The 20,674-nt window shown below is 29.8% G+C and carries 21 protein-coding genes; 13 read left to right on the forward strand and 8 right to left on the reverse strand.

The features are described from left to right. The first annotated feature begins 96 nt into the window (after window positions 1–96). Entirely contained in the window at window positions 97–594 is a 498-nt protein-coding gene (locus MHM83_RS12025; protein WP_159494549.1) for a metallophosphoesterase family protein, read from the forward strand. Here MHM83_RS12025 and MHM83_RS12030 read toward each other — a convergent pair. From MHM83_RS12030 to MHM83_RS12045, 4 genes are all read right to left on the reverse strand, one after another. After that, on the reverse strand, window positions 577–2,352 hold the full coding sequence (locus MHM83_RS12030; protein ID WP_159615382.1) for a tetratricopeptide repeat-containing sensor histidine kinase: 1,776 nt from the start codon (window positions 2,350–2,352) through the stop codon (window positions 577–579). The genes MHM83_RS12025 and MHM83_RS12030 overlap by 18 nt on opposite strands. Window positions 2,353–2,357: 5 nt before the next feature. Next, complete coding sequence (locus MHM83_RS12035) at window positions 2,358–3,032, reverse strand: hypothetical protein (protein ID WP_159615384.1); 675 nt, start codon at window positions 3,030–3,032, stop codon at window positions 2,358–2,360. A gap of 261 nt (window positions 3,033–3,293) precedes the next feature. Beyond that, window positions 3,294–3,950 (reverse strand): response regulator, encoded by a 657-nt coding sequence (locus MHM83_RS12040; RefSeq protein ID WP_073184660.1) that lies wholly within the window; start codon window positions 3,948–3,950, stop codon window positions 3,294–3,296. Between the two features lie 219 nt (window positions 3,951–4,169). Then, window positions 4,170–4,604: a DUF4293 domain-containing protein gene (locus MHM83_RS12045; protein WP_159494553.1), complete on the reverse strand. Its 435-nt coding sequence runs from the start codon at window positions 4,602–4,604 to the stop codon at window positions 4,170–4,172. A gap of 198 nt (window positions 4,605–4,802) precedes the next feature. Here MHM83_RS12045 and rho point away from each other — a divergent pair, with 198 nt between their 5' ends. Then, the gene (gene rho / locus MHM83_RS12050; RefSeq protein ID WP_239180015.1) at window positions 4,803–6,422 is read left to right on the forward strand and encodes a transcription termination factor Rho; all 1,620 of its coding nucleotides are present in this window, start codon (window positions 4,803–4,805) and stop codon (window positions 6,420–6,422) included. A 47-nt stretch (window positions 6,423–6,469) separates the two neighbouring features. Here the strand turns inward: rho and MHM83_RS12055 are convergent, their stop codons facing one another. From MHM83_RS12055 to MHM83_RS12065, 3 genes are all read right to left on the reverse strand, one after another. Further along, complete coding sequence (locus MHM83_RS12055; RefSeq protein WP_239180017.1) at window positions 6,470–7,018, reverse strand: 5-formyltetrahydrofolate cyclo-ligase; 549 nt, start codon at window positions 7,016–7,018, stop codon at window positions 6,470–6,472. A 4-nt stretch (window positions 7,019–7,022) separates the two neighbouring features. Then, window positions 7,023–7,388 (reverse strand): MmcQ/YjbR family DNA-binding protein, encoded by a 366-nt coding sequence (locus MHM83_RS12060; RefSeq protein ID WP_125344718.1) that lies wholly within the window; start codon window positions 7,386–7,388, stop codon window positions 7,023–7,025. A gap of 247 nt (window positions 7,389–7,635) precedes the next feature. Then, the gene (locus MHM83_RS12065) at window positions 7,636–8,247 is read right to left on the reverse strand and encodes a DUF4230 domain-containing protein (protein ID WP_239180019.1); all 612 of its coding nucleotides are present in this window, start codon (window positions 8,245–8,247) and stop codon (window positions 7,636–7,638) included. A 135-nt stretch (window positions 8,248–8,382) separates the two neighbouring features. Between MHM83_RS12065 and MHM83_RS12070 the strand changes: the two genes are divergently transcribed. From MHM83_RS12070 to MHM83_RS12095, 6 genes are all read left to right on the forward strand, one after another. Further along, window positions 8,383–9,480, forward strand: coding sequence for a sensor histidine kinase (locus tag MHM83_RS12070; RefSeq protein WP_239180021.1), 1,098 nt, complete (start codon window positions 8,383–8,385; stop codon window positions 9,478–9,480). A 5-nt stretch (window positions 9,481–9,485) separates the two neighbouring features. Beyond that, complete coding sequence (locus MHM83_RS12075) at window positions 9,486–10,811, forward strand: sigma-54-dependent transcriptional regulator (RefSeq protein ID WP_239180023.1); 1,326 nt, start codon at window positions 9,486–9,488, stop codon at window positions 10,809–10,811. Window positions 10,812–10,994: 183 nt separating this feature from the next. Continuing rightward, window positions 10,995–11,162 (forward strand): hypothetical protein, encoded by a 168-nt coding sequence (locus MHM83_RS12080; protein ID WP_156167091.1) that lies wholly within the window; start codon window positions 10,995–10,997, stop codon window positions 11,160–11,162. Window positions 11,163–11,206: 44 nt separating this feature from the next. After that, entirely contained in the window at window positions 11,207–12,508 is a 1,302-nt protein-coding gene (locus MHM83_RS12085; RefSeq protein WP_047790200.1) for a Glu/Leu/Phe/Val family dehydrogenase, read from the forward strand. Between the two features lie 11 nt (window positions 12,509–12,519). Then, window positions 12,520–12,939 (forward strand): GreA/GreB family elongation factor, encoded by a 420-nt coding sequence (locus tag MHM83_RS12090; RefSeq protein WP_047790199.1) that lies wholly within the window; start codon window positions 12,520–12,522, stop codon window positions 12,937–12,939. A 10-nt stretch (window positions 12,940–12,949) separates the two neighbouring features. After that, complete coding sequence (locus MHM83_RS12095) at window positions 12,950–13,336, forward strand: hypothetical protein (protein ID WP_159615398.1); 387 nt, start codon at window positions 12,950–12,952, stop codon at window positions 13,334–13,336. Window positions 13,337–13,435: 99 nt separating this feature from the next. Here MHM83_RS12095 and MHM83_RS12100 read toward each other — a convergent pair whose 3' ends face one another. Next, window positions 13,436–14,434, reverse strand: a complete 999-nt coding sequence (locus tag MHM83_RS12100; protein WP_047790184.1) for a helix-turn-helix transcriptional regulator — start codon at window positions 14,432–14,434, stop codon at window positions 13,436–13,438. Between the two features lie 183 nt (window positions 14,435–14,617). Here MHM83_RS12100 and MHM83_RS12105 point away from each other — a divergent pair, with 183 nt between their 5' ends. The 5 genes from MHM83_RS12105 to MHM83_RS12125 all read left to right on the forward strand — a co-directional run bounded on the left by MHM83_RS12105 (window position 14,618) and on the right by MHM83_RS12125 (window position 20,627). After that, on the forward strand, window positions 14,618–14,950 hold the full coding sequence (locus MHM83_RS12105) for a hypothetical protein (protein WP_239180025.1): 333 nt from the start codon (window positions 14,618–14,620) through the stop codon (window positions 14,948–14,950). A 2-nt stretch (window positions 14,951–14,952) separates the two neighbouring features. After that, entirely contained in the window at window positions 14,953–15,246 is a 294-nt protein-coding gene (locus tag MHM83_RS12110) for a hypothetical protein (protein WP_073184632.1), read from the forward strand. A gap of 20 nt (window positions 15,247–15,266) precedes the next feature. After that, window positions 15,267–16,838: a PepSY-associated TM helix domain-containing protein gene (locus MHM83_RS12115; RefSeq protein WP_239180026.1), complete on the forward strand. Its 1,572-nt coding sequence runs from the start codon at window positions 15,267–15,269 to the stop codon at window positions 16,836–16,838. A gap of 129 nt (window positions 16,839–16,967) precedes the next feature. Continuing rightward, the gene (locus tag MHM83_RS12120; RefSeq protein ID WP_239180027.1) at window positions 16,968–19,331 is read left to right on the forward strand and encodes a TonB-dependent receptor; all 2,364 of its coding nucleotides are present in this window, start codon (window positions 16,968–16,970) and stop codon (window positions 19,329–19,331) included. A gap of 48 nt (window positions 19,332–19,379) precedes the next feature. Continuing rightward, window positions 19,380–20,627 carry a DUF4374 domain-containing protein gene (locus tag MHM83_RS12125; RefSeq protein ID WP_047790180.1) on the forward strand — a complete coding sequence of 416 codons (1,248 nt, stop codon included), beginning with the start codon at window positions 19,380–19,382 and terminating at the stop codon, window positions 20,625–20,627. The last annotated feature ends 47 nt before the right edge of the window (window positions 20,628–20,674 follow it).

The raw sequence follows: 20,674 nt of genomic DNA on the forward strand, positions 1-20,674 counted from the left end.
AATGTACTAGATATGAGGTAAAATAATGTTTTAAGTTTTGCTAAAATACTTATAAGTTAATAATGTGTTGGTTTGATTTTTATTAGTTTTGTTTCAATGAAGAAAATTTTATTACTTTCCGATACACATAGTTTTATAGATGAACAAATTTTAAAGTTTGTAAAACAAGCTGATGAGGTTTGGCATGCAGGTGACATTGGAAACCTACAAGTTACTGATAGTATAAAAAAGCTAAAACCATTGAGAGCAGTGTATGGAAATATTGATGATAAAAGTGCTCGGGCAGAATTTCCGTTAGATAATAAATTTATAATAGATGGTGTTTCGGTTTGGATAACTCATATTGGAGGCTATCCGAATAAATATAATCAAAGGGTTCGAGAAGAGTTAAAAAGTAATACACCACAACTGTTTATTTGTGGACATTCGCATATATTAAAAGTTCAGTATGATAAGAATCTGAATTTGTTACATTTAAATCCAGGAGCAGCAGGAAATCATGGATTTCATAAAGTTAGAACGATGCTACGTTTTGAAATAGATAATAGTAATATAAAAAATATGGAAATTATTGAATTAGCTAACAGAGGTTAACTTGTTAAAGTTGTTTTCTTTTCTTAATATTGGAACTATAATTTGTATTGTAGTGCCTACATTTATTTGAGACTTTATAGTTAGCTTACCATCCATCATGTGAACTCTAGCTTCAACTTGGTTAAGTCCAATACCATCAGAAAAAGAAGAAGACGAGGTAGAAAATCCTACCCCATCATCCTTAACGAGAACGGTTAGTTGATTCTTCTCTTCTTTTAAATCTATTTGTGCATGTTTGGCTTTACTATGTTTCAAGATATTATTGATTAATTCTTGAATCACATTAAATATTTTTATTTCAAACTCTTGGTTGTATCTGTTGATGTTTTTTGCTGAAACCTCAAGTTTTAATTGGCTATTAGAATATTTTTTAACAACATCTTTAATAGCATATTCTAACCCAAATTTTAATAGAATAGATGAAACCAAATTATGAGATAAATCTCTTACTTTTTGAGATGCTTCTGAAATAATAGCTTGTGTTTTTTCTATTTCTTGAGGAGTATTGCCGTTAAATTGTTTTTTTGTAGCTGTTAAGTGCATGTTTGCAGATGAAAGTAGTGCGCTAACATTATCGTGTAATATTTCTGCGATAAGTTTTCGTTCAGTTTCTTTTCCGTCAATCGTAGCGTTTAGAATTTTAACTTGTGCTTCTGATCTTACTTTCTCAAGGTTTTGTTGTTGTATAAGTTTACTTTCAGATAACTTGAGGCGTAAGTTTTTTTGACGAAGCTTATAATTGTATATAATTACTCCTGAAACAATTAATACCAAAAAACTTAAAGCACCAAAGAGCATAGAGGTTTTAGCTTCTTGGGCTTCTTCTAGTTTACGTTGTTCTTCAACTAAGGCTGTTTTTTCTTTTTCTAAGTTAAGTTCGTGTTTTGTGTAAATTTCATCGACAATTCTTCTTATTTCAATATCCCTAAAGTCGTCCTTGATATTATAAGATTTTTCTTGATAATCATAAGCTCTGTAGTCTTTTTGTAGATATAAAGTATATGCTAGGTTGAAATATAGAAACTCTTTATATTTTGTAGCTCTATTGCTTGAGTCTTGTTTTATTAAATCTAAACCTTCTAAGTATATTTTTTTTGCTTTCTCATAATCCTTTTGTTCAAGATAAATACTAGCTAAATTACCGAGTGCAGCGGATTCTAAAACTTTCTTATTTGAATTCTTATAAATTTTTATAGCTTCTAAAGAATACTCCTTGGCTAAATCGTAAATAGAGTCTTCTCTGTATATATTAGAAAGGTTGGTGTATGAGCTTGCTTTGGTTGTGAGGTCTTGCTGGTTAAATGAGTTACTAGCTAGTATCTTTTTGTAGTACTTAATAGCACTGTCTTTCTTTTTGGAAATATGAAATTGTCCTCCAATACGTAACAATATTTTGTTTATTTTGAAATTATTTTCAACTATATTCGAGTGCTCTTTTTTAAAAGAAGAGTTATATTTAAAGTTAGCTAATGCTTTTTTGTAGTACGTAATAGCTTTTTCATGGTCGTTTATTTGCCTGAAAATATCTCCAATTAAAAATGAAGTTTTATATTTTAATTCAAAATGACCTGATGAATCTATTTCAGAAAGTATTTTTAGACTTTTTTCTAATGAAATACTATATTTCTCTTCATTAAAGAGTTCTTCAGCTTTATTATATTCATCAAATAAAGGATGCTTTTTTTTCTGGCTATGAGAAGAAATAGAAGTAAAGGTTATAGTAGTTATTAGGAAAAAGAGCAAAGAGCTTTTGTACATTTTTATTATATTATAGTGTGATCCACAATAATAGATCTTGGTTTTCTGTCGACAGATTCAACTTCCATTCTACCAACATATTTATGATTAACAAAATCTAATCTTAATATTTTAGACTCAGGATTCATTTCTAATTCTCTTGAAAATGTTTTTTGAGTTGAGGTACCGTTTGATAAATGCACTTCGTAAGTTTCAATCCCTTTATTATATACAAAATCTGTAGTAACATTATTATTAATAGTAAAATTTAATTGATATGTACCATCTTCATTTGCTGTAATACTATATGAGTTCAAAAATTCGGTAATACCCTTAGCAAAGGTAATGTTTTCATCTTCAATATATATATCAGTTTTTTTCCCTCTATTAGCTTCTAAAAAACCAATTTTTAAATGATTGTTTTCAATAGAAAAATCATTAGAGTGTTTTGTAGATGTCTTTTGTGCAGTTTCAGCTAAAATAATCTCTTTAGAATTGTCTGTATTAGTCAATGTAGTTACATCGGTATTATTAGCTGTATTAAAATCAATAGAGTAGGCCCCAGTTGCATCTCTTTTAAGTGTATATGATTGTAATAAATTTTCTGGATTATTCTTTATAACTTCTGCTTCGTTAGAAGAACAAGAAGCAAAAATAACACTAAGACTCAAAGCTAGTAAATAAGGAGTAAAGTTTTTCATGACTTGTATATTTATTGAGATTAGATTTTTTTAAAAATAGCGATGTACTTAGGATAGATGTTAAGAGACGGGGGACAATATCTCTTAGGGGATAAAAGAAAACAAAATGAAGGGGTTTTCTATACTATGTTAAATAACGCGTACATCGCTATTGGGTTTATTATTAGTAGCAGTTGATTAGCGATGCATGAAGTGTATAGACTCGGGGGGCTTCTTCTTAATCTGGGGGACTAAAGAAAATTTGAAGGGTTGATTATGTCTTTACACTATTTTGTTTCTCACAGCATACATCGCTAAACCTACTACATTTTTTACTTTTAATTTTTTATATAAATTACTTCTATATGTTTCTACTGTTTTAATACTAACATTTAGTTTTTTTGCTATTTCACTGGAGCTTTTTTCTTTTGCTATTAATCTTAATACAGCAATTTCCCTCTCGGTTAAATCTCCATGCAAAAACTCTGGTTCATCTTCGTCTTTTGCATCTGAAGCATATAAGTCTAATAACTTTACTTTAATGTCTTCGCTAATGTATTGTATACCATTGTGAACGACTTTTATAGCGTCAATTATTTGCTCATTAGCTCGACTTTTATCAACAAAACCATTGGCTCCTAATGCAATCATTTCTTGAACAAGTTTTGGATCACTCAAACCAGAAAGAATTATTGTTTTAATAGTTGTATTACGTTTTCTAAACGTTTTTAAAACTTCAATACCATCCATTTCAGGCATGTTTATGTCTAAAACTAATACATCAGCTGTGTTTTTTGAAGACCAATTTACTACTTGCTTACCAGTTAAAGAATAGCCTTCAACTTCAATATTATCTTCAGTATTTAATAAAGCAATGACACCGTCTATTAATATCTTATGGTCATCTGCTATGTGAACTTTTATCTTGTTGTAATTCATGATTGTTATTACAGTTACAAATTTATGAGGTTAAAAGAGTGTGTACAATACACAGTATCCCTAATTGTTTTATTAGTGACTCAGGGAAAACCCTGAGTTTTTTTTAACATTTCTTTAACATTTAAAGCTAGAGGGCTTGAATAGCCTACGGAATCAAAAATAAAAAACCGAGATTTAATTCTCGGTTTTTTTCGCACTAAATATACTAAGATGTTAGGTTTATCGTAATCTATCTACAGATTTTACAAGATCTTCATCCTTCTTAATGGCTCTATTTGCTAAAACTAATAGCAAAATAACAATGATAGGAAAGAACATCCCAATACCTTTCTCAGAAACCAAAGCTTCTCCAGATAATGTTTGTGATAAATAAATCAATAGTCCTAATAAAAAAAGGTTTATCAATATGTTTAACCGGTTTAGTACAAATTGTAACTGACGATTTTTAAATAGAAATATTGTTACAATAGCTACTAAAGCCGAAATAAAAAATAAAACAGGAATACTTTTTTGTAAGATTGAGTTCCCAGAAAATAAATCTAAAACATAAATAGTATTAGTTTGGGAGTTACTCCAAAGACTAACTATAAAAGTCAATCCTCCGGAGATAATTCCTGCTACTAATAGGTATATAGATTGTATTCTTTGTATCATAATTTTTTATCGGGTAGCAAATGTAATACTTCTTTTTTTAAAAAGAAATATTAGAAGTTAAAATATTTGTATATATTTGCCTTGTATGTAACCGCACAAAATTATTATATAGCCCCTATATAATTAGCACTCAAAACAAAACTTAATACAAACAATTCTTTACAAATAAGGAATTTTAGTAACTTAATTATTTAACGAATGTTCGATATTTCGGAATTAAAAACTAAAAAATTAGCTGATTTACAAGTTATTGCCAAATCAATAGGATTAACAAAGATTAGTCAACTAAAAAAACTAGACTTAGTATACAAAATTTTAGATGCGCAAGCAGAAGCAAGTGCTAATGAGGCTAAACCTAAACCTGCTGCACCTAAAGCAGACAAGCCTAAAAGGAAAAGAATAGCTAAAACAGAAGCTAAAACTACTGCAGAAAATCCAGAAAAGGTTGTTAACGAAACTGAAGTGAAAAAAACTCCAGAAAAAGTAACTCCAGAAAAAAAGGAAATTGTTAATAAGCCTAAGAAAAGACAAGAAGAGAAGAAGCAAGTTCAAGCTTCAGAGGATAAAAAGCAACAACCTCAACAGCAAAAGCAGCAGCATAATAAAAACCACAATAATAGAGGTAATAAGCATAATAAAAACCAGAATACTAATAAGCAGCATCACAAAAGCGGTAATAAGTACCGTGACCCTGATTTTGAGTTTGATGGTATTATTGAAAGTGAAGGTGTTTTAGAAATGATGCCTGATGGATATGGTTTTTTACGTTCTTCTGATTATAACTACTTATCATCACCTGATGATATTTATGTATCACAATCTCAAATAAAATTATTTGGATTAAAAACAGGAGATACAGTTAGAGGTAATGTACGTCCTCCAAAAGAAGGGGAGAAGTACTTCCCGTTAATTAGGGTTTCAAAAATTAATGGATTAAACCCAAATATTGTACGTGATCGTGTTTCTTTTGAGCACTTAACTCCATTATTTGCTGATGAAAAGTTCAATTTAGCAGAAAAAGGAAGTTCATTATCTACTAGAATTATCGATTTGTTTTCTCCAATAGGAAAGGGACAACGTGGTATGATTGTGGCACAACCTAAAACGGGTAAAACAGTATTATTAAAAGATGTAGCAAAAGCAATTGCAGCGAATCACCCTGAAGTATATCAAATTGTTTTATTAATTGATGAACGTCCAGAAGAGGTTACTGATATGCAACGTAGTGTACGTGGTGAGGTGGTTGCATCTACTTTTGATGAACCAGCTGATAAACATGTTCGTGTAGCTAATATTGTGTTAGAAAAAGCAAAACGTTTAGTAGAGTGTGGGCATGATGTTGTGATTTTATTAGACTCTATTACGCGTTTAGCAAGAGCATATAACACGGTAGCACCAGCATCTGGTAAGATTTTATCAGGAGGTATTGATGCTAATGCATTACACAAACCAAAACGTTTCTTTGGAGCAGCTCGTAACATTGAAAATGGAGGTTCTTTAACTATTATTGCTACAGCACTTACTGAAACTGGTTCGAAAATGGACGAGGTTATCTTTGAAGAATTCAAAGGAACAGGTAATATGGAGTTACAATTAGAGCGTAATATTGCCAATCGTAGAATTTATCCTGCAATTGACTTAATTAAGTCGAGTACACGTCGTGATGATTTATTATTAGATGAAAAGACTGTACAACGTATGTGGGTATTACGTAAGTATTTAGCTGATATGAACCCTATAGAAGCAATGGAGTTTATTCAAGATAGAATTAAAAGATCATTAAATAACGAGGAGTTCTTGATTTCAATGAACGGATAATCGTCAGTTATATAAAATAAAAAAATCCTGCTCTCAGCAGGATTTTTTTATTTTGGATATATTACAAAGTCTAGTGAAACGTCAAACTTATGAGTATCTTCTATCTTTTTGATAGGAGGAAAGAAGTTGAGTCCGATAGTTTGAGTATCTTCTCTACATCCTGATAAAAATCGATCATAAAAGCCCTTTCCGTAACCAACTCTATAGTTCTGTTCGTCAGAAATTAACATAGGAACAAAAACTAAATCGATATCTTTTACATTTGCTTCTTCTGCATTTATAGGTTCTGGAACTCCAAATTTGTTAAGTTCTAGTTTGGTGTCTTTTTCAAAATAGAAATGAGTTAATGAATCATCTTCGAAATTACAACGACTAACAATAATTCTTTTTCCTTTGCCTCTAAAAAAATCAATGATGGGCTTCGTGTCTATTTCATTAAACTTTCGCATGGATAAAAACAAATGTACAGTATGTATATCATTAGTTTGTAACTTGAATATTTGTTGATATATACTTTCTTGGAGTTTTTCTTTTTCTGTTTGAGTAAGAGAGTTTCTCTTTTGCTTGTATAGTTTTCTAAGGTCGGATTTAAGCATTGGGTTACAACGATTTTAATTCTTCTTTAAGTTTTTTTGTTAATCCTTTCACTATAAGTTCGTATGAATGGTCAATCAATTCAAAAGCAAAAGTATCAGAAACATCATTGTTTAAAGTAACCGTGTTCCAATGTTTTTTACTCATGTGAAATCCCGGATTAATACTTTCGTATTCGGTCCGTAATTCTAAAGCACGCTCAGGCTCACATTTTAAATTAATTTTAGGTTCATGTTGCTCCCAACTATCTAAACCCGATAAAGCAAACATTTTATTCATTACTTTAAATACTAAAACATTATCATCAAAAGGAAAATGTTCAGTTACTCCTTTTTTGGTAATGCAATAGTTACGAAATTCTTCAATATTCATTTTTTTTATTTTTATAAGATGTAAAAACTAGGAAAATAATAGACATAAAACTAAGTAATAAGAAAAAGTATTTAAAAATAGTTATGAGAATGAAAAACTCAAAGCCTCTACGTATGGAGTATTTGTCAGCTTTTTCTTGAAGTGATATTAAAGCGTTATGGTTATCTATGTAATAATATAAAAAGAAAGAAAAAGCAGAAATGAATAATAGGTTAAATGTTTTACAATGTTTCTTCATTACTGCTAATTATTCAATTAAATTTCGAGTTGATTCAGAAATCTTTAAAGCTGTGTAGTCTAGTTTCCATCCAATGGTTTCTACTAAATTTTGCATTAAGGTAACAGCTTCTAAGGCTTCTTTATTTGCTGTTTGCATTAAATTACTTTCAGGTATTTTTTGAAGAATATGATCTTTAGCTTCTTTATTAACTTCAGTTAAATCTTCAGAACTAAACTTGTTAAGTAATCCGTTTTGAATATCATAGAAACGTAAATTAGGCTCTATTGAAAATACTTCAGGTTGAGGAAATTCAGAAAGAACTAATACTTTTTTCTTAGTATCTGTATGCATTTTTATTTTCCTAAAATCAAAACCAATATGCACTTTAGCATTAATTAGAATAATGGCTTTTTTCTTACTGGTAACAAGTCCTAAAAATTTTTCTTTGGTGTTTTCATGGTGATATATTTCAGCAAATTCTCCTTCAACAGTAATTAATTTAGATACTTTTTTAATTTTATCTAATAAAACTACCGATTGTTTTTCAGTTAAATTTTTTCTTTTTACTGAGGTGAATTTTTTAAAAATGTAATAGGATATAATGGCACCTCCTGCCAAACCTATAAAAAGTAATTCCATAATTACGAATTTACATAAAATAGCTAAAGCATAAAAGAGAATATATAATGTAGTAGTTTTTATAAATGAAGTAAGTGAAGGAGAGTTATTTTGTATTTTTATTCTCAGAAAGTAAATGAGTTTAAAAACTACTTAATGAGGTCAGCAAGCACAACAGAAAAAGAATTAAAAGAACGTATAAAAGAGTTAACTTGTTTATATGAAGTAACATCTCTAATAATAAACGCAAATCTAGATCAAGTTGATGTAACTTTAAAAGCAATTGCAAAAAGTTTAAAAAAAGCATTACAATTTCCAAAAAATACTCAAGTTTTTATTGATACAGAAAAATATTCTGAAGAGGAAAGTAAAACTGAGGAAGAACTTTGTATAATCTCAAGTCCTATACCAGTATTTAATATACCTAAAGGAAAAATATCAGCATTTATAAAAGGTAAAGAACTTAAGGAAAATTTATATCTAAAGGAAGAAAAAGAATTATTTGATACTGTAGCTATAAAAATAGGGGGACTTTTAGAGCGTATTGAAATAAAGAACAATGAGTTGTCGATGAGGCGTAAAATGGAACACGCCGATCGCTTATCAATCTTAGGAGAATTAACTGCTGGTATTGCCCATGAATTAAATACCCCGCTAGCTAATATTTTAGGTTACTCAGAACTATTGAAAGCAGATATGTCTAGTAATGAAAAAGGGTTGGCAGATGTAGATAAAATTATTCAAAGTGCTATTTTTTCAAGAGAAGTGGTAAAAAAACTCATGTATTTTGCTTGTGAAATGCCACAAGAAATGAAGAAAGTAAACATTATTCCGAGTATAAAGGATGCAATAAATTTACTGGATGCTACTTTTAGAAGACAGTCTGTAAAATACTTAGTCAAAGTAGAAGAATCAGAATTGTGGTTACGAGCAGATACGGTTCAACTTACTCAGATTATTTTCAATCTTATTATTAATGCTATTTACTTTTCACCAAAAGAAGGGCTAGTTACTATTGAAACATTTCAAACAGATAAAGAAGTGATATTAAGAATTTCTGATGAAGGGATAGGATTAAGTGATGAAGCTCTTGAAAAAGTATTTCAACCTTTCTTTACAACGAAGCCAACAGGAGAAGGAACTGGATTAGGATTAAGTGTTGTGCACGGTATTGTGTCAAGTCACAAAGGAACAATAACTGCTAAAAATGGCATTGAAAAAGGTGCTATCTTTGAGGTTAGGTTACCAAAATAAAAGAAATGCCGTTAAAAAAAGAAAATATATTAATAGTAGATGATGATGTTCATATTTTAGAATTGTTACATCGGCATTTACAATCTTGGAATTATCACACCTACAAGGCAGTATCGGTTAAAGAAGCAGTTACAATTTTAAGAGACACCCCAATTGATTTGTTAATAACCGATTTAAAAATGCCAGAAGTTGATGGTTTTGAGCTTGTAAAATTTGTTTCAGAACACTATCCAAAGTTACCTAAACTTATAGTAACAGGTTATCCATCTGTTCAAGATTCACTGGAAGCCATTAAGTCAGGAGTAGTAGCATATCTAACGAAGCCATTTACAAAAGATGAGTTGAAAACGGCAATGGATGATGCTTTAAAAAAAGCAGAAAAAAGTCATAAAAAAACTACTCAAGAAAAAGAGAAAAAGGATTTTTATGGAGATATGATAGGGGCTTCAGAAAAGATTAATGAAATTTTTCAAATAATAGATCGAGTAAAAAATAATAAAGCAACAGTTTCTATTAAAGGAGAAAGTGGAACAGGTAAAGAGCTAGTAGCACGTGCAATACATTATGAAGGGAAATTTGCTAAAGGTCCATACATAGCAGTAAACTGTGGAGCAATTCCTGAGAATTTATTAGAATCTGAGTTGTTTGGTTATATAAAAGGCGCTTTTACAGGAGCAGATAGTAACAGGAATGGTTTTTTTCAAGCGGCTAATGGAGGAACTATTTTTTTAGATGAAATAGGTAATGCTTCATTAAATGTACAATCAAAGTTATTAAGAGCTTTACAAGAAAAAGAAGTGGTGAAGGTTGGAGCTCAAAAAACAGAGAAAGTAGATGTTAGAATTATTGCTGCTACCAACAATAATTTAAAAGAAATGATTCAAAAAGGAACATTTCGAGAAGATTTATTTTATAGGTTGACAGTAGTTGAAATAGAGGTACCACCTTTACGAGAAAGGAAAGAAGATATTTCTATGTTAGTAGAAAAGTTTTTGTTTAAATACGGTGTGGAATATAAAGATAGGTTCGTAAAAATAAGTCCTAAAGCCTTAGCTATACTACAAAGATATAATTGGCCAGGGAATATTAGAGAGTTAGAAAATATAATACAGCGTGCGGTAATTATGTGTGATCGTATAGTAGAAGTAGAGCATTTACCTGATTCACTAAAGTATAATGTCGATTTTTCTGAGGAAAGATTAATCCCCTTAAAAGAAATGGAAAAACGTCATATACAATATGTATTAAACGCAACTAATAACAATAAAACAAAAGCAGCAAAAATTCTTCAAATAGACCGTAAGACATTACGAGAAAAGCTGAAAGAATAACAAAACTTTTTATGGGTGTTTTTTCTCCACTTGAGGAGAAATTACCCGTTTTTATTTTAAGTAAAAATTTATAAAAACTTCCAGAGCCTCTTGTTTGCAAGGGGTTGGGAGTTTTTCTTTTTTTTGGCATCATTAACGGTATATCATTTGCTTTTAAGAGAGAGAATAAAATAAATATAATTTATGAATGCTAACCCTTTTAATATTTGTCCATCATGTACAGAGATAAATATATGTGTGTTAACCAAATTTAAAGAAAAGGTATGGTCGTGTAGTGAGTATAATGAGGTAGATGTAAAAAAAGAAAAAAAACAGGCAGTCATTATAGAAAAAGAAATGCAAGCTGTATAAAAACAGAAAAAATTAAAAGCAACATAAATTCAAACATAAGTGAGATGACTTTAACTAAGGAATTAAAAAAACCAGTGAAGCGAAAGAATGCTAGAGGGATGGTTGATAATGTACTAGAGCAATTTAATAGTGCGTCTGATCAAATTGGTTTACACCCTAATATTCGTAAAATATTAAGCATTACGAATAACGAAATTATTGTTAATTTTCCTGTAAAGATGGATAATGGAGACGTTGAAATTTTTCAAGGATATCGTGTACAGCATAACAATGCTTTGGGACCATATAAAGGAGGTTTACGTTACCATCCAACGGTAGATATTGATGCAGCCAGAGCATTAGCTATGTGGATGACATGGAAAACATCTCTTGCTGGCTTACCATACGGTGGAGGTAAAGGAGGAATTCAAATAGACCCAGCAAAATATTCAAAAGATGAATTAGAGCGTATTACCAGACGTTTTACGTTTGCATTAGGAGATAATATTGGACCAGAGCATGATATTCCTGCTCCTGATGTTAATACAAACGCTCAAACAATGGCGTGGATGGCTGATACCTATATGAGCACAAAAGCACCAGCTGAACGTTCAATGAATCAACATGTAGTTACAGGAAAACCAATAGGTAGTGGAGGTCTAGAAGGAAGAGACAGAGCTACAGGTTATGGAGTTTTCTTAACCATCAAGTTTTGGGTAGAAGAAAATAACCAAACTTTAGAAGGAAAAACTTTTATTGTTCAAGGGTTTGGAAACGTTGGGTATTGGGCGGCTTACTTTTTAGAACAAGAAGGAGCAAAAATGATAGGGGTTCAAGATGCTTACGGAAGTATTCAAAATACGAACGGAATTAAAGTAGATGACCTTTTCAATTATACAAAAGCTAATAATGGAAGTTTGGTAGAGTACCCAGAATCAATAGCAATAGAGAAGGAAGATTTTTTTGCTACTGACTGTGATATTTGTATACCAGCAGCATTGGGTAATCAGATAACTGAAGATAATGCACACTTAATCAAAGCTAATTTAATAGCTGAAGGAGCAAACGGACCTATAAATGTTGAAGGAGAAAAAATTCTTTTAGAAAAAGGAGTAACAATTATACCTGATATACTATGTAATTCAGGAGGAGTAATCACTAGTTATTTCGAGTGGCTTCAAAACCGTAACGGAGAGTTGTGGAATATGGAAGAAGTAATTACGCGATTAGACAAGAAGCTAAAAGACTCCTATACTAGAGTTTCAGATTATGCAAAGTTAGAAGGTGTTGATATGCGAAAAGCAGCTTACTGTATAGCGATACAACGTATTGAAAAAGCGTATGTTCAACGAGGTATTTTTCCATAAAAAGGAGTAAAATGAAACACGGAAGTTTAGTTTTAGAGAAAAAAGAGTATGTATACATTAAGAGTTTACTTAATGTTTCAGCGCATACTGAAGAAAGTAAAGTACAAACATCATTAGGCAAGTTTGCTGAGGAGTTAAAAACAGCAAAAATTTTAGATGAAGAACAAATGTTTGATGATGTCATACGCTTAAATACTGTTGTGACTATAGCTTCTGGAGATGTTTGGGAAAAAACTATTCAGATTGTAAGACCAACTGAAAAGGATTTGAAAACCAACAAGGTTTCTATTTTAACGCCAATAGGTATAGCTTTATTTGGTTATGCTCTAAATGATGTAGTTCATTGGGATTTACCAGGAGGGAAGAAAGAAGTTAAAATTTTAAAAGTAGTTCAAGAAAAAAAGAACGAAAGTTTCAGTACCTTAATTTAAAGATAAAAAAATGACACTTAATAATCACGGTAGCGATATAGATGTAGTACATAAATACAACCATGTAGAATTAAAAGGATGGGTAGATCAGTTACAGTATATTAATAAAGAGATTGAGAACCTTTTAAGCTTGCATGAATACTCTTTAGTCAATAAAACTATTTCTAAAGAAATACTAGAACTCTTTTCTAAGATAAAAAAAGTAAATAATGAGCTTTATAAAACTGTTTTATCATATTCAAATACCTATGTAAATGTAGCAGAATGTGACGATATACAGTGCGATATGGCTTATTTAGAAGAGTACGATAGGTTACGTGAGAATTATCAAAATAATTTAGAAGCTTATCAAAAACTTAAAGACAAATTTTTTGATGAAGTCTTATTAAAAGAATAGCATTCTTGTTAAGCAAGTATGTTAGATTTGTAGAGTTAGTTGTAAAACCTTGGAATCATGTAGTTCCAAGGTTTTTTTGTTTTAAAAAAGAAGTACTTATTAATTTTTTATATCATAAAAACTTAGTTCACTTAAAAATTTACTAGGAGAAGTACCAAACTTCTTTTTAAAGGCAGTAGAAAAGTGTTGTGGGTTTTTATAACTTACCTTTTCAGAAACCTCATTTACGGTATGGCCTTTTAATAATAGTTCTTTAGCCTTATTCATTCTTAAATTAGCAATAAATTTAAATACGGTAATACCAAATGTGGTTTTAAATCCTTTTTTTAAGGCATATTCATTGGTGCCAATTTCTTTACATAACAAAGATAAGGTTAGCGGAGATGTATAATTATTAAGTATATATTCATAAACCCTTTCAATTTTATTAGCTTCAGTAGTAGTTAGCTTTGTTGTGTTTTTTTTAGGAGTACTAGGTGTAAACTGATAAAGTTGTAATAAAAGAAGATCTAATATTTTAGAGGTAATATGTATTTTTCGAAAATGATTATCCCATTCAGAGGCAATAACTTCTTTTATCAAAAAATGCATTCTTGAATTTATTAAGCAGTTTTCTGAATTAAGTTTACCAAATTTTTTATCACTAATGATTTTTTTAAAATCATCAAACCTAATATCATCGGGTAAATACTGAATGAAGAATAAAGGAGATAAGTTAAGGCGTACAATAAAAGATTCTGAAGATCCACACTCTAAAAAGCCTTTTGTATTGCTATAAAAGTTAATATTATGTGAGTTAGAGTTAAAAAAATACTTACTTTCTATTTCAGGTATATGTATAGTAAACTTCCCTTTTAAGTTAAATAACATTTCTATACTTTCTCCTTTAATATTAAAAGATATTTTATAGCCTTTTATAGTTTTTATGGAGCCAAAACCTATTTTGAAGTTTTCAAATACATGCTCCTTATACCAACCTTTAAAATTATCTTCATTAAAGTTAGTTACTAAGGTTTTGTAAAAATTATCATTTATATTTTTAATATTAGATAGCTTATCAAAAATAGCTTCTTCATTATTATATATGGTAACCTTCATACTTTCTTATTCCGTTTAACGTATGTTTTTTATCCGTTTAACGTATCCCCCGATTTTCGAATAAAAATTAGTTTTGCAGAAGACAAAAATAATTTATTTTTATTTAGTCTTAATAAGTAAAATTAGTTTTAACATAAAAAATGACAAAATCGATTTTAGTTATAACTTATAAAAAAAAATAGCATGTTAACAATTATAGGCTGTTTAGCTCTCATAGGTTTTTATTTTTTATACAGTACTTCAAATAGAGCAGATTTAACATTTTATTTACCTCTTCAAAAATGGATTAATGAGAATAAAATAAAAGGAAAGTATATAGGTGTAGTCTTGTTAATTATTGGTTTAACTAGCGCGATTTTATATTTAGGTTTTGGCGCAGGAATATTTTCATATTTAACTCTATTAATGTTAGTGTCAAGTTTAGTTGTTTTAATTGAACCTTTACGCTTTTTAAAATTCTCAATATTAGTTGTTATGATGATTTTATCACTATTACTTGAAGTTTATCTTAAATAATTATGCCAGCAAATAAAAAATATTTGACAAGTTCACCTATCCAGCGTATTGCAAAAATAAGTGCTGGTTTTGTAGGAGGATATGTTGTAACAGAAACCTTTCACATCATGTTAATGACTTTTTTAAACATACCAAATGTAATAATGACACTACGTTTTTTTGGATTTATTATGTGGGCGGTTTTAATGATTTTAGCCTTTTTAGCCAAAAGTGCATGGAAAATATGGGCACTTTATACCCTTGTTAGTCTTCTATTTATTATAGTCATTTACTTAAATAATCCAAATCAATTATAATAAAATATTAAAATACCATTATGACTAAGAGAGTATATAATATAATGTTTCATACACATACCATTAGTGGTATTGTTATAAGTGCAGCATTATATGTAATTTTTTTTACAGGATCTATTTCTTTTTTAAGAGATGAAATAATAGCTTGGGAAAGAAATGAGCCCGTTGAAAAAAACTTTTTTTTAGAAGGAGATTTTGATGCTTTATTAAATAATTTAGGAGAAGAGTATTACCTAAAAGGTAGAGACATTTCTTTTTATAGAAATATAGAAGGACAAAATGTAATCACCAGAATGGGGCAGTTTAAAGATACATTGGCACCAAAAAAAGAGCCTAAAAGAGCTTTTTTTTATACAAATTTAAAAACCTTTAAAAAAGCAAATTATAACCAAAACTATTCTTTAGGAGAATTTTTTTACAGGCTACATTTTTTTGCACAATTAAATTTTTATGGACGATCTGGGTATGTTTTTGCTGGTTTAATAGCTTTTTTCTTTTTGTTTGCAATTATAACAGGAATTATCGTTCACTGGAAAAAAATAGTACCTAATTTTTACCAATTTCGACCAAAAACGAAATGGAAAACTATTTGGACAGATGCGCATGTTGCACTCGGTGTAATAGGACTACCATATCAGTTTATATTTGCTGTTACAGGCGCATACCTAATTATTGGTTATATGGTAATGCTAGCACCTGTGCAAAACTATATTTTTAATGATAATTCTAAAGCTTTAACAGAAGCATTGAATTACGAAAAAGATATAAATTATGAGTACAAAGCAGTAGAATTAGAAAAAACTATTTCTATTAATGATTTTTTAGTTAGAACTAAAAAAAAATACCCAAGCTTACAATTAAATAGTGTCGAAATATTTAATTATGGAGATGCAAATATGCATGTAAAAGTAGGAGGATACCCAAAGTATAAGGATAACTTTTTAAGTTCAGGATCAATCACATTCAAAGCTTCAGATGGATATATAGTACAAACAAAAGATTCAAAAAATAGCTTATCATATATAGAAGGAGCTACAAATCTTTTAAAAAGATTACACTTTGGAGATTTTGGTGGTTATGGAATGAAATTAATTTACTTGGTTTTGGGTTTTATTACCTGTTTTGTAATCATATCTGGTGTACTTATTTGGTTAGTTGCAAGAGATAAAAAAAGCGTACCTAATTACAAACGTAAATTCAATAGTTGGCTAGTAAATATTTATATGGCTATATGTTTAAGCTTATATCCAATAACTGCTCTTGTTTTTATTAGCGTTAAATGTTTTTCAAACAGCAATGGAGACAATAGAAAAGTATTTATTTATCAGATATTTTTCTGGGGATGGCTTATACTAAGCTCACTTTTTATCGTAAAAAAAGACAATTACTTTACCAATAAAATATCACTTTTATTAGGAAGTATTTTAGGATTTCTAGTACCTATCTCAAATGGTGCTATTACAGGCAATTGGCTATGGATTTCTTGGCAAAAAGGATATTCACAAATTTTTGTGGTAGATGCTTTTTGGTTGCTACTTTCAATAACAGCATTTAGTATTTTCTTCAAAATAAAAAGAAATAAAAAGCTTTAAAAGAATCATCTTAATAATCAATATTATTTACTCCGTTTAGCGTAGCTAATTATCCGTTTAGCGTATAAAACTTACAGTTTTATAGGAGTAATTTTGTTTTAATTTCAATTAAGTCTAAATAAAAACAAAGTGAATATATTTAAGAAATCAATAAGTTTTATAACGATTAACCTTCTATTTTTATTCGTAGGATATACACAGTCTAAATTATCCGGAACAGTAGTAGATGCGTGGAAAAAAACAATTCCTGGAGCAACAGTTATTATAAAAGACACGAATAAAGGAGTTTCAACTGATATAAATGGTCATTTTCTTTTTAAAGGTAAGCTTAAAGGAAAATATGTACTTAAAGTTTCTTTTGTAGGCTTTAAAACTAAGGAACTATTTTTTAAGATAGAAGAGGGAGAAGAACTAGTATTATCAATACAATTAGAAGAATCATCAGTAGAGTTAGATGAGGTACTTGTAACAGGAAAAAGTATCGTAAAAAAAGTAAAAGAAAAAGCATATAATGTAGGTGTTGTTGATGCTAAACAGTTACATCATACCTCTTTAGATTTAGGACATGCGTTAGATAGAGTAGCAGGAGTACGCATTAGAGAAAGTGGAGGAGTTGGTTCTCGAATGAATTTTTCACTTAACGGTTTTAGAGGAAATCAAGTTCGATTTTTTATTGATGGATTACCCATGGATAATTTTGGTTCATCTCTACAAATTAATAACATTCCAATAAGTTTAGCAGAACGCATAGAAATATATAAAGGAGTAGTACCTATAGGTTTAGGAGCAGATGCATTGGGAGGAGCTGTAAACATTATAACACAACAGCATAAAAAAAGTCATTTAGAAGCTTCGTATTCTTTTGGTTCGTTTAATACTCATAGATCACATGTAAATGCTGTTTATGTAGCAAAATCTGGGTTTACTGCGCAATTAAATGCTTTTCAAAACTATTCTGATAACAATTATAAAGTAAACGTTGATGTATCTGATTTAAACACCGGAGAATATTTTCCCAACCAAAGAGTAAAACGTTTTAATGATACTTACCATAACGAAGTAGCCATTTTTAATGTAGGTTTTGTAAATACTGAGTTCGCAGATCAATTATTATTTGGTATGACCCTAGGACAGAGTTATAGAGAAATTCAAACAGGAGCAAGAATGGTAAGCGTGTTTGGTGCTTGGCATACAAAAGGTAATATTATAATGCCTAGTGTAAAGTATAAAAAGAACGACTTTATATTTAAAAACTTAGATTTTAAGTTAACCGCTAATATCAACTTGGGAGAAGAAAAAAATATTGATACGTTACATAGGCGTTACAATTGGTTTGGAGATTTTAAAGAATATGATGGCCCTGGAGGAGAACGTTCGTATTCTTTATATAAATACAAAAATAACGCAGGTATTACAACAACAAGCTTAAACTATAAGTTGAATGATAAGCATAAAATTACATTTAGTAATACTCTTAATACGTTTGATAGAGTAGGGCATAATGAGTTAAATCCAGATAACGAAATTTACGAACACCCCAAAAAAGTGATGAAAAATGTAATGGGTTTAGGCTATGATTTTAAAAGTTCAAACTGGAATACTTCAGCTTTTATAAAAAAATACTATCAACGAAATAAGTTTGCAGAGGCATATAATCCTAGTGGAAACTACGGAGATGTAGCGTATAGAAATCAAGTTAATAAGTTTAATCATACAGGGTATGGGCTTGCTGCAACATATTTTGTAAACGATGATATACAATTAAAAGCTTCTTATGAAAAAAGTTATCGTTTACCAGAAGCAAATGAACTTTATGGAGATGTAATTAATTTAGAAGGAAACTTAAGTCTAAAACCAGAAAGTAGTAATAATTATAATTTAGGAGTTAGCCTTTGGAAGCATACAAGCAGTAATCACTCTTTTAATTTTAATGCAAATGGTTTTTATAGAGATGCAAAAGATTTCATTAGACCTACACTTAATAAAAATCAAAGTAGGCAAGTTATGGATAATTTAGCGAGTGTAACCAACCTTGGTGTAGAAGCAGAGGCAAGATATAACTTTAATAATCAAGTCTCACTAGGAGCAAACATAACTTATCAAAACTTAAGAAATAACACAAAATATGAAGATAATCAAACAGAAGTTAGTGTTGTTTACAAAGATCGAGTTCCTAACGAGCCTTATTTATTTGGAAATGCTGATGTGAGCTACACTTTTTCTAATCTATGGAATAAAGAAGACAAATTAAATGTAGTCTATAACTTGTTATTTGTTCATGATTTTTATTTGTACTGGCCAAGTTTAGGGAGTAATAAACTTGAAATTCCTCAACAAATATCACATGATATAAGTTTTACATACTCATTAAACAAGAAACTACAATTTACTTTAGAATGTAGAAACTTGTTAAATGCTGAGCTTTATGACAATTTTAGTTTACAAAAACCTAGTAGAAATTTTACAGGAAAAATTAAATACACTTTTTTTTAAGAACACATATATAGAAGATAATTAAATAACAATTATAAATTAAAACAAATGAAGTACAAAAACCTTTATTCAGCTTTATTTATTGCAGCGGCAATTTTTACGTCATGTAGTGATGATAATACTCCAAAACAGGGAGAAACACCTCAAAAAGGAGCAAAATACTTAATAACTGCGACACCAAAAGCATCAGAAGGAGTTGCAGATTATATACTTACAACAGATAATTTAACCCAAGGAAAAATTAGCACAGTAGGAAACGGTATTGAGCAAGATGGAACATATCGTTATTATGTAACTAGTAATAATAAGTTTTTTAGTTTATTATACGGACAAGGAAACCCAGGAGCTGTTACAACCTATCAGTTAGACGATAAAGGAGCATTAGAAAAGTTATCTAACTTCCAATCAGAAACTGTACAAGCGTTTGCGCCAGTTAAAGACGATTTACTATTAATAAAAATATCAAGAAATTCTGACTCCCCTATAGCTTCTTGGTACCGTCTTGATACCAGAACATCACAATTTGTAGCCGAAGGACAAATTAATACTAAGGACTTAGCAAATAAGGAAAATGGTGAGTTAGCTTTCTTTACTTGGATAACTCAAGTAGGTGATTATGTGTATTTGCCTTATTTTACAATTAAAGGAAATTCTACAGATAGATTTGGAACGAACTACCCTAACGAAGCCAATATTGCAGTGTATTCTTATCCAGAAATGGAGTATGTAAAAACGATTCATGACGATAGAACTAGTCATATTGGACGTTATTTTAACAATGGTTTGTCTGTAGATGAAAAAGGAGATACATATGCTTTTTCTTCTTCTGTAGCAACAACTAATGGAGAAATAACATCTACAAAACCATCAGCAATAACAAGAATAAAAAAAGGAGAAACAGCATTTGACCAAGCTTTTTATTATAACATTGAAGAAGCTTCAGGTAATAGATATGTTACTTCTCATTTATATTTAGGAAATGGTAAATTCTTAGTAAACTTGCACGATACAGCTTCAAAAGGGACATATAGTTCTGGGAAAGATTTGGCTATTGTAGATGTATATGCTAAAACATTAACAGATGTAACTGGGCTTCCTACAAAAGAAGAAATAGAAAGTATTGCATCAAAAGGGCATTATGTGTCTAAAGCTGAAGGAATAGTTTATATTGGTATAACAACAAAAAACGGGAGCTATGTTTACAATATAGATGCTAGAACAGCAAAAGCTACACAGGGAATCGAAGTAGAAGGAGGAACGATTACAGCAATTAATAAATTAGATCCTGCAAATTAATATTGTTTTTATTATAGGAGTATTATTAAAATATTTAGTTTATCCAA

Origin of the sequence: Tenacibaculum sp. Mcav3-52, assembly GCF_022347665.1 — a bacterium.
GTDB classification, from domain to species: Bacteria; Bacteroidota; Bacteroidia; order Flavobacteriales; family Flavobacteriaceae; genus Polaribacter; species Polaribacter mesophilus.

Excerpts from the sequence above, each read along its gene's own strand:
- MHM83_RS12040 (WP_073184660.1), bottom strand. The coding sequence starts at position 3,950 with ATGAATTACAACAAGATAAAAGTTCACATAGCAGATGACCATAAGATA.
- MHM83_RS12095 (WP_159615398.1), top strand. The coding sequence starts at position 12,950 with ATGACACTTAATAATCACGGTAGCGATATAGATGTAGTACATAAATAC.
- MHM83_RS12025 (WP_159494549.1), top strand. The coding sequence starts at position 97 with ATGAAGAAAATTTTATTACTTTCCGATACACATAGTTTTATAGATGAA.
- MHM83_RS12035 (WP_159615384.1), bottom strand. The coding sequence starts at position 3,032 with ATGAAAAACTTTACTCCTTATTTACTAGCTTTGAGTCTTAGTGTTATT.
- MHM83_RS12090 (WP_047790199.1), top strand. The coding sequence starts at position 12,520 with ATGAAACACGGAAGTTTAGTTTTAGAGAAAAAAGAGTATGTATACATT.
- MHM83_RS12080 (WP_156167091.1), top strand. The coding sequence starts at position 10,995 with ATGAATGCTAACCCTTTTAATATTTGTCCATCATGTACAGAGATAAAT.
- MHM83_RS12030 (WP_159615382.1), bottom strand. The coding sequence starts at position 2,352 with ATGTACAAAAGCTCTTTGCTCTTTTTCCTAATAACTACTATAACCTTT.
- MHM83_RS12085 (WP_047790200.1), top strand. The coding sequence starts at position 11,207 with ATGACTTTAACTAAGGAATTAAAAAAACCAGTGAAGCGAAAGAATGCT.
- MHM83_RS12060 (WP_125344718.1), bottom strand. The coding sequence starts at position 7,388 with ATGAATATTGAAGAATTTCGTAACTATTGCATTACCAAAAAAGGAGTA.
- MHM83_RS12125 (WP_047790180.1), top strand. The coding sequence starts at position 19,380 with ATGAAGTACAAAAACCTTTATTCAGCTTTATTTATTGCAGCGGCAATT.
- MHM83_RS12105 (WP_239180025.1), top strand. The coding sequence starts at position 14,618 with ATGTTAACAATTATAGGCTGTTTAGCTCTCATAGGTTTTTATTTTTTA.
- MHM83_RS12110 (WP_073184632.1), top strand. The coding sequence starts at position 14,953 with ATGCCAGCAAATAAAAAATATTTGACAAGTTCACCTATCCAGCGTATT.
- MHM83_RS12045 (WP_159494553.1), bottom strand. The coding sequence starts at position 4,604 with ATGATACAAAGAATACAATCTATATACCTATTAGTAGCAGGAATTATC.
- MHM83_RS12075 (WP_239180023.1), top strand. The coding sequence starts at position 9,486 with ATGCCGTTAAAAAAAGAAAATATATTAATAGTAGATGATGATGTTCAT.
- MHM83_RS12070 (WP_239180021.1), top strand. The coding sequence starts at position 8,383 with ATGAGGTCAGCAAGCACAACAGAAAAAGAATTAAAAGAACGTATAAAA.
- MHM83_RS12115 (WP_239180026.1), top strand. The coding sequence starts at position 15,267 with ATGACTAAGAGAGTATATAATATAATGTTTCATACACATACCATTAGT.
- MHM83_RS12100 (WP_047790184.1), bottom strand. The coding sequence starts at position 14,434 with ATGAAGGTTACCATATATAATAATGAAGAAGCTATTTTTGATAAGCTA.
- MHM83_RS12055 (WP_239180017.1), bottom strand. The coding sequence starts at position 7,018 with ATGCTTAAATCCGACCTTAGAAAACTATACAAGCAAAAGAGAAACTCT.
- rho (WP_239180015.1), top strand. The coding sequence starts at position 4,803 with ATGTTCGATATTTCGGAATTAAAAACTAAAAAATTAGCTGATTTACAA.
- MHM83_RS12065 (WP_239180019.1), bottom strand. The coding sequence starts at position 8,247 with ATGGAATTACTTTTTATAGGTTTGGCAGGAGGTGCCATTATATCCTAT.